General features: G+C 57.0%; 10 protein-coding genes and 1 pseudogene. 8 read left to right on the top strand and 3 right to left on the bottom strand.

The window, feature by feature from the left end; genetic code table 11:
• Window positions 1–29 precede the first annotated feature (29 nt).
• From P2W74_RS15710 to hutH, 3 genes are all read left to right on the top strand, one after another.
• Window positions 30–767 (top strand): histidine utilization repressor, encoded by a 738-nt coding sequence (locus P2W74_RS15710; RefSeq protein ID WP_276292345.1) that lies wholly within the window; start codon window positions 30–32, stop codon window positions 765–767.
• Between the two features lie 136 nt (window positions 768–903).
• Window positions 904–2,589 (top strand): urocanate hydratase, encoded by a 1,686-nt coding sequence (hutU, locus tag P2W74_RS15705; RefSeq protein ID WP_276292344.1) that lies wholly within the window; start codon window positions 904–906, stop codon window positions 2,587–2,589.
• 1 nt (window position 2,590) lies between these two features.
• Window positions 2,591–4,111: a histidine ammonia-lyase gene (gene hutH, locus P2W74_RS15700; RefSeq protein ID WP_276292343.1), complete on the top strand. Its 1,521-nt coding sequence runs from the start codon at window positions 2,591–2,593 to the stop codon at window positions 4,109–4,111.
• An 87-nt stretch (window positions 4,112–4,198) separates the two neighbouring features.
• Here the strand turns inward: hutH and P2W74_RS15695 are convergent, their stop codons facing one another.
• The gene (locus P2W74_RS15695; protein WP_276292342.1) at window positions 4,199–4,675 is read right to left on the bottom strand and encodes a kinase inhibitor; all 477 of its coding nucleotides are present in this window, start codon (window positions 4,673–4,675) and stop codon (window positions 4,199–4,201) included.
• A 65-nt stretch (window positions 4,676–4,740) separates the two neighbouring features.
• The gene (gene bioA / locus P2W74_RS15690; RefSeq protein ID WP_276292341.1) at window positions 4,741–6,030 is read right to left on the bottom strand and encodes an adenosylmethionine--8-amino-7-oxononanoate transaminase; all 1,290 of its coding nucleotides are present in this window, start codon (window positions 6,028–6,030) and stop codon (window positions 4,741–4,743) included.
• Between the two features lie 86 nt (window positions 6,031–6,116).
• Between bioA and bioB the strand changes: the two genes are divergently transcribed.
• The 4 genes from bioB to bioD are packed head-to-tail and all read left to right on the top strand — an operon-like array spanning window position 6,117 to window position 9,741.
• Window positions 6,117–7,157: a biotin synthase BioB gene (bioB, locus tag P2W74_RS15685; protein ID WP_276292340.1), complete on the top strand. Its 1,041-nt coding sequence runs from the start codon at window positions 6,117–6,119 to the stop codon at window positions 7,155–7,157.
• Window positions 7,154–8,308, top strand: coding sequence for an 8-amino-7-oxononanoate synthase (gene bioF, locus P2W74_RS15680; protein ID WP_276292339.1), 1,155 nt, complete (start codon window positions 7,154–7,156; stop codon window positions 8,306–8,308). Before bioB ends, bioF begins: the two co-directional genes overlap by 4 nt.
• Window positions 8,295–9,050: a malonyl-ACP O-methyltransferase BioC gene (gene bioC / locus P2W74_RS15675; RefSeq protein ID WP_276292338.1), complete on the top strand. Its 756-nt coding sequence runs from the start codon at window positions 8,295–8,297 to the stop codon at window positions 9,048–9,050. Before bioF ends, bioC begins: the two co-directional genes overlap by 14 nt.
• Window positions 9,043–9,741, top strand: a complete 699-nt coding sequence (bioD, locus tag P2W74_RS15670; protein ID WP_276292337.1) for a dethiobiotin synthase — start codon at window positions 9,043–9,045, stop codon at window positions 9,739–9,741. Before bioC ends, bioD begins: the two co-directional genes overlap by 8 nt.
• On the opposite strand, the pseudogene P2W74_RS15665 reads toward bioD, so the two are convergent.
• Window positions 9,707–9,859: pseudogene (locus P2W74_RS15665) on the bottom strand (ABC transporter ATP-binding protein); the annotation flags it as partial. The gene bioD and the pseudogene P2W74_RS15665 overlap by 35 nt on opposite strands.
• Window positions 9,860–10,442: 583 nt before the next feature.
• Here P2W74_RS15665 and uvrB point away from each other — a divergent pair.
• Window positions 10,443–12,464 carry an excinuclease ABC subunit UvrB gene (uvrB, locus tag P2W74_RS15660; protein ID WP_276292336.1) on the top strand — a complete coding sequence of 674 codons (2,022 nt, stop codon included), beginning with the start codon at window positions 10,443–10,445 and terminating at the stop codon, window positions 12,462–12,464.
• Window positions 12,465–12,472: the final 8 nt, after the last annotated feature.

Raw genomic sequence — 12,472 nt, 5'->3', positions numbered from 1 at the left:
ACTTTTATACGCATAAGGAAGGCTCTTGCATGTTTCCCTCTCGCTCACGTTCTGCCACGGCCAGCGCGCCTGCGCCCTTTTATGAAAAGGTCAAACAGGCCATCAGCGAAAAAATCGCCAGCGGGATCTGGCAACCCCATGACCGTATTCCATCGGAAGCGGAGCTGGTGGCGCAGTATGGTTTCAGTCGAATGACCATCAACCGGGCGCTGCGGGAGCTAACCGATGAGGGGTTGCTGGTGCGCCTGCAGGGCGTCGGGACATTTGTCGCGGAGCCGAAAGGACAATCCGCGCTGTTTGAAATCCGCAGTATTGCGGACGAAATCATCGCCCGTCACCACCAGCACCGTTGTGAAGTGCTGACACTGGAGAGCACCCAGGCGACGGCGTTGCAGGCGGCGGCGCTCAACGTCAAAGAAGGGACGCCCATTTTCCATTCCATCATGGTGCACTACGAAGATGCTCTGCCGGTGCAAATTGAGGATCGCTGTGTGAATGCAGAGGTGGTGCCGGAGTATCTCTCTCAGGATTACCAGCAGACAACGCCGCATGCGTATTTGTCGCTGATCGCCCCGCTGACGGAAGGGGAGCATATTGTTGAGGCGGTGCGCGCCACGGCGGAAGAGTGCGCCTTGTTAAATATCAAAGAACATGACCCGTGCCTGCTGATCCGTCGTACCACCTGGTCTGCAACGCAGATCGTCTCCCATGCGCGTTTACTCTTTCCGGGGGCGCGTTATCGCCTGCAAGGCCATTTTATGTCCTGACCGGACAACAGCGAAAACCGTGATTGCTGACGCAATATAACAAAAATGTATCATTTCTGTTAATTGCGTCCTTGCGATAGCTTGTATAGACAAGTATATGTTAGTGACTTATCTGAGCGTTCGTGAGGAATCTGACATGCCCCAAAGCAAATATCGTGAGCAGGATATCCGTGCCCCAAGAGGGACGACCCTAACAGCCAAAAGCTGGCTGACCGAAGCGCCGCTGCGCATGTTAATGAATAACCTTGATCCCGATGTTGCTGAAAATCCCCACGAGCTGGTGGTGTATGGCGGGATTGGGCGCGCCGCGCGCGACTGGCAATGTTACGACGCCATCGTTAAGGCGCTGACCCAACTGAATGACGATGAAACCCTGCTGGTGCAATCTGGTAAACCGGTGGGCGTATTTAAAACCCATGAAAATGCGCCGCGCGTGTTGATCGCCAACTCCAACCTGGTTCCGCACTGGGCGACCTGGGAGCACTTCAACGAGCTGGATGCGAAAGGTCTGGCCATGTACGGCCAAATGACGGCCGGAAGCTGGATCTACATTGGTAGCCAGGGGATCGTGCAGGGCACCTATGAAACATTTGTTGAAGCCGGACGCCAGCACTATCAGGGCAACCTGGCGGGGCGCTGGGTTCTGACCGCCGGGCTTGGTGGGATGGGCGGCGCTCAGCCGCTGGCCGCGACGCTGGCCGGTGCCTGTTCACTGAACATTGAATGCCAGCAGAGCCGTATCGATTTCCGTTTGCGTACCCGCTATGTCGATGAACAGGCTGAGTCCCTGGATGACGCGCTGGCGCGTATTGCAAAATACACCCGTGAAGGTAAAGCCGTCTCTATCGCCCTGTGCGCCAATGCGGCGGACATCGTACCCGAACTGGTAAAACGCGGCGTACGCCCGGACATGGTGACTGACCAGACCAGCGCCCACGATCCGCTGCATGGCTATCTGCCCTCCGGCTGGAGCTGGGAAGAGTACCAGCAGAAAGCGATTTCTGACCCGCAAGGTACGGTACTGGCGGCGAAACGCTCAATGGCGACGCACGTCCAGGCAATGCTGGCGTTTAGCGAAATGGGTGTCCCGACGTTTGACTACGGCAACAATATTCGCCAAATGGCCAAAGAGATGGGCGTTGAAAAGGCGTTTGATTTCCCAGGCTTTGTTCCGGCCTATATTCGACCACTGTTCTGCCGTGGGATTGGCCCGTTCCGCTGGGTGGCGCTTTCCGGCGATCCGCAGGATATTTATAAAACCGATGCCAAAGTGAAAGAGGTCGTCAAAGACGATAAACATTTGCATCACTGGCTGGATATGGCCCGTGAGCGCATCAACTTCCAGGGACTTCCCGCGCGTATCTGCTGGGTCGGACTGGAGTGGCGGCAAAAGCTGGGGCTGGCGTTTAACGAAATGGTGCGCAGCGGCGAAGTCTCCGCGCCGATTGTGATTGGTCGTGACCATCTTGATTCCGGCTCCGTCGCCAGCCCGAACCGTGAAACCGAAGCGATGCGCGACGGCTCCGATGCAGTCTCCGACTGGCCGCTATTGAATGCGCTGCTCAACACCGCCAGCGGCGCAACCTGGGTTTCGCTGCATCACGGTGGCGGCGTGGGAATGGGCTTCTCCCAGCATTCCGGGATGGTGATCGTCTGTGACGGCACCGATGAGGCGGCAGCACGCATCGCCCGGGTACTGCACAACGATCCGGCAACGGGTGTTATGCGCCATGCCGATGCCGGTTATGACATCGCCGTCGAATGCGCCGTCGAGCAGGGACTAAACTTACCTATGATCGCGGCTACTCAAGGAAATCGTTGATATGAATACGCTTATGTTAACGCCGGGCCAACTGAGCCTTGAACAACTGCGCGACGTCTGGCAGCAGCCTGTGCAACTGAGTCTGGATGCCTGTGCGATTGATGGTATTAATGCCAGCGTCGCCTGTGTGAATAACATTGTGGCTGAAGGGCGCACGGCTTACGGGATCAACACCGGTTTCGGCCTGCTGGCGCAGACGCGCATCGCTAACGAAGATTTGCAAAATTTGCAGCGCTCGCTGGTGCTTTCACATGCCGCAGGGGTTGGCGAACCGCTGGACGACGCGATGGTGCGTCTGATGATGGTGCTGAAAATCAACAGCCTGGCCCGTGGATTTTCAGGCATTCGTCTGAGTGTGATTGAAGCGCTGATCGCACTGGTCAATGCCGGGGTCTACCCGCTGATTCCGGCAAAAGGATCGGTGGGGGCGTCAGGCGACTTAGCGCCGTTGGCGCACATGTCGCTTACGCTGCTCGGTGAGGGCAAAGCGCGCTGGCAGGGTGAGTGGCTCCCGGCGAAGGACGCGCTGCGTAAAGCGGGTCTGGAGCCTGTCACGCTGGCGGCAAAAGAGGGGCTGGCGCTGCTTAACGGCACCCAGGCGTCTACCGCGTTTGCCCTGCGCGGTCTGTTTGAGGCGCAAGAGCTATTTGCCTCCGCCGTAGTGTGCGGGGCGCTGACCACAGAAGCTGTACTCGGATCACGTCGCCCGTTTGATGCGCGCATTCATGCCGCGCGTGGGCAACGCGGTCAGATAGACGCCGCAGCGCTTTACCGCCACGTGCTGACTGAAAGCAGCCCGATTTCTGACTCCCACCATAACTGCGAAAAAGTGCAGGACCCGTACTCTCTGCGCTGTCAGCCGCAGGTGATGGGCGCGTGTCTGACGCAACTGCGTCAGGTCATGGACGTTCTGCTTGTTGAAGCCAACGCGGTTTCGGACAACCCGCTGGTGTTTGCCGAAGAGGGCGATGTGATTTCCGGCGGCAATTTCCATGCGGAACCGGTGGCGATGGCGGCGGATAATCTGGCGTTGGCGATCGCGGAGATTGGCGCGCTGTCGGAAAGACGCATTGCGTTGATGATGGACAAACACATGTCGCAGCTACCGCCGTTCCTCGTGAAAAATGGCGGGGTTAACTCCGGCTTTATGATAGCTCAGGTGACGGCGGCGGCGCTGGCCAGCGAGAACAAAGCGCTGGCGCATCCGCACAGTGTCGACAGTCTGCCGACATCGGCGAACCAGGAAGACCATGTCTCTATGGCGCCAGCAGCGGGTCGTCGGTTGTGGGAAATGGCCGCCAATACGCGAGGCGTGATCGCCGTGGAGTGGCTGGCAGCCTGTCAGGGGATTGATTTGCGTGAAGGATTAACCTCCAGTCCACTGCTGGAGCAGGCGCGTCAGGCATTACGTGAACAGGTTCCGCACTACACCCAGGATCGTTTCTTCTCCCCGGATATCGAGTGCGCCACTGCGCTACTGGCACGGGGTGAATTATTGCGCCTGGTGCCTGAGTTCTTGTAACAATGACGGATGGCGCTAACGTGTATCCGACCTGTATAACCAGTAGGCCGGGTAAGGCGCTTGCGCCGCCACCCGGCAAAACGACACTTAACTAAACATCGCGGTAATTGACGCGCTGGCGAGCGAATGGAAATGGACATTAAACCCGACCATCGCACCGCTGGCGCCTTCATCGACCTCAATGCGTTCCACATTCAGGGCATGCACCGTAAAGATATAGCGGTGCGTTTCCCCTTTTGGCGGCGCAGCGCCACCGTAGCCCGCTTTGCCAAAATCCGTGCGCGTCTGAATCGCTTCTTCCGGCAGCGGTGCCAGACCGGAGCCTGAGCCTTGCGGTAAAACGCGCGTGTCGGCAGGTAAGTTGGCGACAACCCAGTGCCACCAACCCGAGCCGGTGGGCGCGTCGGGATCGTAACAGGTCACGACAAAGCTTTTCGTCCCGGCGGGGACATCGTCCCAGGCCAGGTGCGGAGAGATATTATCTCCGTCATAGCCCATCCCGTTGAATACCTGACGATGGGGCAGTTTTTCCCCGTCGCGCAGGTCGTGGCTGATAAGTATCATGCACCCTCCGTCAATCTGCTGATCCGCAAAAAAGTGTAGTCAGTATCAGACGGGCTTACCGCCGATTAATGGATAAAAAATGTTTCCTGCGTCACGGCGTCATTCACTGCCTGCGTCAGTTTACGCAGTTGCTCAGGCTGAATAAGGTAAGGCGGCATCAGATAAATCAGTTTACCGAACGGGCGTACCCACACCCCTTGTTCCACAAAGAAGCGTTGGAGCGCCGCCATATTCACCGGATGCGTGGTTTCCACTACGCCAATAGCGCCAAGCACGCGCACATCCGCCACCCACGGCGACTGCGCGGCAGGGGTTAATTCAGCGCGTAACTGCGTTTCGATGGTGGCGACCTGGTGTTGCCACTCTCCGGTTTCCAGCAGTGACAGGCTGGCGGTCGCCACGGCACAGGCCAGTGGGTTGCCCATAAAGGTCGGGCCATGCATAAAACATCCGGCTTCGCCGTTGCTGATAGTTTCAGCGATATTACGGGTGGTTATCGTTGCTGAGAGGGTCATGGTCCCGCCGGTCAGCGCTTTCCCCAGACACAGAATGTCCGGCGTGATGTCGGCGTGTTCGCAGGCAAACAGTTTACCCGTACGGCCGAATCCGGTCGCAATCTCATCGGCAATCAGCAGAATGCCTTCGCGGTCGCACATTTTGCGGATGCGGCGCAGCCATTCAGGGTGATACATCCGCATGCCGCCCGCGCCCTGGACTATCGGCTCCAGAATCACCGCCGCAATCTCCTTGCGGTGCGCGGCCATCAAACGGGCGAATGCCACCATATCCCGTTCATCCCACTCACCGTCCATCCGGCTTTGCGGCGCGGGAGCGAACAGATTATCCGGCAGATAGCCCTTCCACAGACTATGCATCGAGTTATCCGGGTCACAGACGGACATCGCGCCGAACGTATCCCCGTGATAGCCGTTACGAAACGTCAGGAAGCGCTGGCGGGATTCGCCTAATGCTCGCCAGTATTGCAGCGCCATTTTCATCGCCACTTCCACCGCGACCGAACCGGAATCCGCCAGAAAAACGCACTCAAGTCGCTCTGGGGTCATCGCCACCAGTTTACGGCACAGGTTGATGGCAGGGGCATGGGTGATACCGCCGAACATAACGTGCGACATGCTGTCGATCTGCATTTTCATTGCTGCGTTGAGCTGTGGGTGATTGTAGCCATGAATCGCCGCCCACCAGGAGGACATGCCGTCAACCAGGCGTTCGCCGTTGGACAAAATCAGTTCGCAACCTTCGGCGCGCTCCACCGGATACACCGGGAGCGGAGAGGTCATTGACGTGTAGGGATGCCAGATGTGGCGTTGGTCAAAGGCAAGATCGTCCGTTGTCATAATCGACTTGTAAACCAAATTAAAAAGATTTAGGTTTACGAGTCTACACCGAATCAAAAATTAACAACACCCTTTGGAGAGGCCCGATGGCTCACCACGCTCGCTGGACAATGTCGCAAGTCACCGAATTATTTGAAAAACCGTTGCTGGATTTGCTGTTCGAAGCGCAACAGGTTCACCGTCAACATTTTGACCCACAGCAGGTGCAAGTGAGTACGCTGTTGTCGATTAAAACCGGCGCCTGCCCGGAAGACTGCAAATACTGCCCACAGAGTTCCCGCTACAAAACGGGCCTGGAGTCAGAACGTTTGATGGAAGTTGAACAGGTTCTGGACTCTGCGCGTAAAGCGAAAAATGCCGGATCGACCCGCTTCTGCATGGGGGCGGCATGGAAGAATCCACATGAACGCGATATGCCGTATCTGGAACAGATGGTGCAGGGCGTGAAAGAGCTGGGGCTGGAAGCGTGCATGACGCTGGGCACGCTCAACGACACCCAGGCGAAGCGACTGGCTGACGCAGGTCTGGACTATTACAACCACAACCTCGACACCTCGCCTGAGTTCTACGGCAACATTATCACCACCCGTTCGTATCAGGAGCGTCTCGACACGCTGGACAAAGTCCGCGAGGCGGGCATTAAGGTCTGCTCTGGCGGTATCGTGGGGTTAGGTGAAACGGTAAACGATCGGGCCGGACTGTTGCTGCAATTAGCCAACCTGCCGACACCACCGGAAAGCGTGCCTATCAACATGCTGGTGAAGGTGAAAGGGACGCCGCTGGCTGATAATGACGACGTAGACGCGTTTGATTTTATTCGCACCATTGCGGTGGCGCGTATCATGATGCCCACCTCGTTTGTACGTCTCTCCGCGGGCCGTGAACAGATGAACGAACAGACCCAGGCAATGTGCTTTATGGCGGGCGCAAACTCGGTGTTCTACGGCTGTAAGCTGCTGACCACACCAAACCCGGAAGAGGATAAAGACCTGCAGTTGTTCCGTAAGCTGGGGCTGAACCCGCAGCAAACGGCCGTGCTGGCCGGTGACAACGAACAGCAGCAACGCCTCGAACAGGCGCTGATAACTCCGGACACTGACGATTACTACAACGCGGCAACCGTATGACCTGGCAGCAAAAAATCGACGATGCGCTGACAGCGCGTCGTTCTGCCGATGCGTTGCGCCGCCGTCACGCGGTGGTGCAGGGCGCCGGGCGCTGGCTCTCTGCAGGCGATCGTCAATATCTCAATTTTTCCAGCAATGACTACCTGGGGCTGAGTCACCATCCGCAGATTATCTGCGCCTGGCAGCAAGGCGCGGAGCGTTTTGGGGTGGGAAGCGGCGGCTCGGGTCATGTCAGCGGCTATTCCGTTGCCCATCAGGCGCTGGAGGAAGAGCTGGCGCAGTGGCTGGGGTATTCGCGTGCGCTGTTATTCATCTCCGGTTTTGCGGCAAACCAGGCCGTCATTGCCGCACTGATGGCAAAAGACGATCGCATCGTGGCCGACCGGCTCAGCCACGCATCACTGCTGGAGGCCGCCAGCCTCAGTCCGGCGCAACTGCGTCGTTTTACGCATAACAACCCTGAACATCTGTCGCGTTTGCTGGCCGCCCCGACGTCTGGTCAACAACTGGTGGTGACCGAAGGGGTATTCAGCATGGATGGTGACAGCGCGCCGCTTGTCGAGATTCAGCGTACCGCGCAACAGCACCGTGCGTGGCTGCTGGTGGATGATGCGCACGGTATTGGCGTTACCGGTGATGAGGGGCGAGGGAGTTGCTGGCAGCAGCAGGTGAAACCTGAACTGCTGGTGGTGACGTTCGGCAAAGGGTTTGGCGTCAGCGGGGCGGCCATTCTCTGTTCCGACAGTGTGGCAGAGTATCTGCTGCAGTTTGCCTGTCACCTGATCTACAGCACCAGTATGCCGCCCGCTCAGGCCCAGGCGTTACGCGCCGCTTTGGCGGTGATCCGTAGCGATGAAGGCCGCCAGCGCAGAGAAAAACTGGCGTCATTGATTGAACATTTTCGTGCGGGCGTGGATACCACGGCGTTCGCCCTGGCGCCTTCACACAGTGCAATCCAGCCGCTGATCGTCGGTGATAACGCGCGCGCATTACAGCTGGCGGAAACATTGCGCAGTCAGGGATGCTGGGCGAGCGCGATCCGCCCGCCTACCGTTCCGGCGGGCACCGCGCGGCTCCGTTTGACGCTGACTCAGGCGCATGAAAAACAGGACATCGATCGTTTGCTGGAGGTGCTGCATGGCGCAGTTTGATAAGCAGGCCATCGCGGCGGCGTTCGGACGAGCAGCGACGCAGTATGAACAACATGCCGAACTGCAGCGCCAGAGCGCGGATGCGTTACTTGGGCTGTTGCCGGATCGCGCGTTTTCACAGGTACTGGATGCCGGTTGCGGGCCGGGACGCATGAGCCGCTACTGGCGAACGCAGGGCTGCGAAGTAACGGCGCTCGACCTCTCGGCGAAAATGCTCGAGGAGGCGTGTCGTCAACAGGCCGCAGATCATTATTTGATGGCGGATATTGAATCGATTTCGCAACCCACGGCGAGCTTCGATCTGGCCTGGAGCAACCTTGCGGTGCAATGGTGCAGTGATTTACCCCAGGCGTTGTCGGAGCTGTATCGCGTGGTACGCCCCGGCGGACAGGTGGCGTTTACCACCCTGGCGCAAGGGTCGTTGCCGGAGCTGCGTCAGGCGTGGCAGGCGGTCGACAATCGGGCGCATGCAAACCACTTTTTAGACGGCGTTGCCATCGAAAACGCCCTGAGTGACTGGCGCGCCCGGCACCGGATTCAGGCTATCACGCTCTGGTTTGACGATGCGCTGAGCGCGATGCGTTCACTCAAAGGTATTGGGGCGACCCATCTGCACGAAGGGCGCGAACAGCGGGTGCTCACCCGCAGCCAGCTCCAGCAACTGCAACTGGCCTGGCCGCAACAGCAGGGGAAATACCCGCTGACTTATCATCTTTTTTTGGGAGTGATTGAACGTGACTAAGCGTTATTTTGTCACCGGGACTGACACCGAAGTCGGGAAAACCGTTGCCAGTTGTGCGCTACTGCAGGCCGCCGCTCTGCGGGGATACCGTACGGTAGGTTACAAACCTGTGGCGTCGGGCAGTGAGATGACGCCAGATGGTTTACGCAACGGCGATGCGCAGGCATTACAGCGCAACAGTACTCTGAGGCTGGCATATCAGGACATCAATCCATATACCTTTGCCGAGCCGACATCGCCGCATATTATCAGCGCCGATGAGGGAAGGCCCATTCTCGCGACGGTGATGTCTGACGGTTTACGGGCGTTAGAAGCCGAGGCTGACTGGGTGTTGGTTGAGGGGGCAGGAGGCTGGTTTACGCCGCTCTCAACGACGCTGACCTTTGCTGACTGGGTCCAGGCCGAGCAACTGCCGGTGATTCTGGTGGTGGGCGTCAAACTGGGATGTATCAACCATGCCATGCTGACAGCGCAGGCGGTACAGCACGCGGGTTTGACGCTCGCAGGCTGGGTTGCCAACGACGTGACGCCGCCAGGGAAACGTCATCAGGAGTATATGGCGACGTTATTGCGCGTGATCCCGGCGCCGCTGTTAGGGGAAATCCCCTGGCTGGCCGAGTCGCCGGAATACGCCCCGACAGGTCATTACCTCGATCTCAGCGCTCTGGAACTGGCGCTATCCACTGATTAAGAAGCCTGTTGTTTCGCTGGGTCAGTTGCCCCTGCGCCACGTTGCGTCCCCGGTGCAGGAGGCAAAAGCGGTCGGCGGCCCGGCGAATAAACCGCAGACGTTGTTCCACCAGTAAAAGCAGTGCAATAAACAAAATGGTGAAAATGCGAGCAAGATCTCGTCTGGGTGGGGTCGTGCTGTTAGCTGATAAAAATCAAAAATTAGCGATAATTTTTTTTTAGTCTGACGAAAATCACCAGAAGGTCGATTTTGCCAGGCGGCAGTCCATACGGGCTGGAAGCAGTTATCCACTATTCCTGTGGATAACCTTGTGCATTAGAGTTAGAAAACATAACGTAAGCGAGAGAATACGCGGCCTGCGGCTGAATTGATGCGAAAGACGGCTTAAAGAAATATCCGTTATAAAACAGAATGTTAAATAAAAGCAATGGCTGAAAGAAAAGTGTCATGGATTGCCATAAAACGCGTATTACACTGCTTGACAAATGTTAAAAAAGTCATAGGTCTGGGGATAACCGACATCGGGTGGTTTTTTATCTCGCCAGGGGCTAAATTTTGCACTGTGATGACGTGGTTTTTGCTCGCGTAACAGAAATACTTTACCGTGCTACTGTTTTTTCATCCAGTATATTTTACTGGCAATCTTAGCCATCCCGAGTAAAATTACACACCTGCCCGCCCATTCCTTCAGGTAGCTGCTCATGAGTAAACCGTTCAAACTGAATTCCGCATTTAAACCTTCTGGCGATCAGCCTGAGGCGATACGTCGTCTGGAGGTCGGGCTGGAAGATGGTCTGGCGCACCAGACTTTGCTGGGCGTCACGGGTTCAGGAAAAACGTTCACCATTGCCAACGTGATTGCGGATTTGCAGCGCCCCACAATGGTGCTGGCGCCGAATAAAACGCTGGCGGCGCAGTTGTACGGCGAAATGAAAGAGTTCTTCCCGGAGAACTCGGTGGAATATTTCGTCTCTTACTACGACTACTACCAGCCCGAAGCCTATGTGCCCAGTTCCGACACGTTTATTGAGAAAGATGCCTCGGTGAACGAACACATTGAACAGATGCGCCTGTCGGCCACCAAAGCGCTGCTGGAGCGGCGGGATGTGGTGGTGGTGGCCTCTGTTTCCGCCATCTATGGTCTGGGCGATCCCGATTTATACCTGAAAATGATGCTGCACCTGACGGTGGGGATGATCATCGACCAGCGCGCCATTTTGCGCCGTCTGGCGGAATTGCAATACACCCGAAACGATCAGGCTTTCCAACGCGGGACGTTCCGTGTGCGCGGCGAAGTGATCGACATTTTCCCGGCGGAGTCTGACGACATCGCACTACGCGTCGAATTGTTCGATGAAGAGGTGGAACGTTTGTCGCTGTTTGATCCGTTGACCGGGCAGGTGGAGTCAACGATTACGCGCTATACCATCTACCCTAAGACGCACTACGTCACCCCGCGTGAACGTATTGTGCAGGCGATGGAAGAGATTAAAGTCGAGCTGGCGGAGCGGCGTAAAAACCTGCTGGCGAACAACAAACTGCTCGAAGAACAGCGTTTAACACAGCGTACCCAATTCGATCTGGAAATGATGAACGAGCTGGGGTATTGCTCCGGTATCGAAAACTACTCCCGTTATCTTTCCGGGCGCGGGCCGGGCGAGCCGCCGCCGACGCTGTTTGACTATCTGCCTGCTGACGGCCTGCTGGTGGTGGATGAATCCCACGTGACGATTCCACAGATTGGCGGGATGTACCGCGGCGACAGAGCGCGTAAAGAGACGCTAGTCGAGTACGGATTTCGTTTGCCGTCAGCGCTGGATAACCGTCCGCTGAAATTTGAAGAGTTCGAAGCGCTGGCACCACAAACCATCTACGTTTCCGCAACGCCAGGTAACTATGAGCTGGAGAAATCCGGTGACGATGTTGTGGATCAGGTGGTGCGACCAACCGGGCTACTGGATCCGGTCATTGAAGTCCGTCCGGTGACGACGCAGGTAGATGATTTACTTTCCGAAATTCGTATTCGCGCGGCGATCAACGAGCGTGTGTTAGTGACCACGCTGACCAAACGGATGGCGGAAGACCTGACGGAATATCTGGAAGAACACGGCGAACGCGTGCGCTACCTGCACTCCGATATCGACACCGTTGAGCGTATGGAAATTATTCGCGATCTGCGTCTGGGCGAGTTTGACGTGCTGGTGGGGATCAACCTGTTGCGTGAAGGGCTGGATATGCCGGAAGTCTCATTGGTAGCGATACTCGATGCCGACAAAGAGGGCTTCCTGCGTTCTGAACGTTCGCTGATACAGACCATCGGGCGCGCGGCGCGCAATATTAACGGCAAAGCCATTCTCTACGGCGATAAAATCACGGCGTCGATGGCGAAGGCCATTGGCGAGACGGAACGTCGCAGAGAGAAGCAACAACAGTACAACGAAGAACACGGCATCATCCCGCAGGGGCTGAACAAAAAAGTGGTCGATATTCTGGCGCTGGGTCAGAACATCGCGAAGACAAAAGCGAAGGGGAGAGGGAAGTCTCGCGCAGGGGCGAAGTCTGAAGTGGTTGAGCTGGACATGACGCCGAAAGCATTGCAGCAAAAAATTCATGAGCTGGAGGGGCAAATGATGCAACATGCGCAGAATCTGGAATTTGAAGAAGCCGCGCAGATCCGCGATCAGTTGCACCAGTTACGCGAATTGTTTATTGCGGCGTCTTAGGGTACTTC

It is taken from the genome of Citrobacter enshiensis (genome assembly GCF_029338175.1).
GTDB lineage: Bacteria > Pseudomonadota > Gammaproteobacteria > Enterobacterales > Enterobacteriaceae > Citrobacter_D > Citrobacter_D enshiensis.
Note: the sequence above shows the minus strand (reverse complement) of the source record. Positions and strands in the feature narration are given on the sequence as shown.

Bases quoted from the DNA above. Each gene is read 5' to 3' on its own strand.
- bioB (WP_276292340.1), top strand. From the start codon at position 6,117: ATGGCTCACCACGCTCGCTGGACAATGTCGCAAGTCACCGAATTATTT.
- hutU (WP_276292344.1), top strand. From the start codon at position 904: ATGCCCCAAAGCAAATATCGTGAGCAGGATATCCGTGCCCCAAGAGGG.
- P2W74_RS15710 (WP_276292345.1), top strand. From the start codon at position 30: ATGTTTCCCTCTCGCTCACGTTCTGCCACGGCCAGCGCGCCTGCGCCC.
- bioA (WP_276292341.1), bottom strand. From the start codon at position 6,030: ATGACAACGGACGATCTTGCCTTTGACCAACGCCACATCTGGCATCCC.
- bioC (WP_276292338.1), top strand. From the start codon at position 8,295: ATGGCGCAGTTTGATAAGCAGGCCATCGCGGCGGCGTTCGGACGAGCA.
- uvrB (WP_276292336.1), top strand. From the start codon at position 10,443: ATGAGTAAACCGTTCAAACTGAATTCCGCATTTAAACCTTCTGGCGAT.
- P2W74_RS15695 (WP_276292342.1), bottom strand. From the start codon at position 4,675: ATGATACTTATCAGCCACGACCTGCGCGACGGGGAAAAACTGCCCCAT.
- bioF (WP_276292339.1), top strand. From the start codon at position 7,154: ATGACCTGGCAGCAAAAAATCGACGATGCGCTGACAGCGCGTCGTTCT.
- hutH (WP_276292343.1), top strand. From the start codon at position 2,591: ATGAATACGCTTATGTTAACGCCGGGCCAACTGAGCCTTGAACAACTG.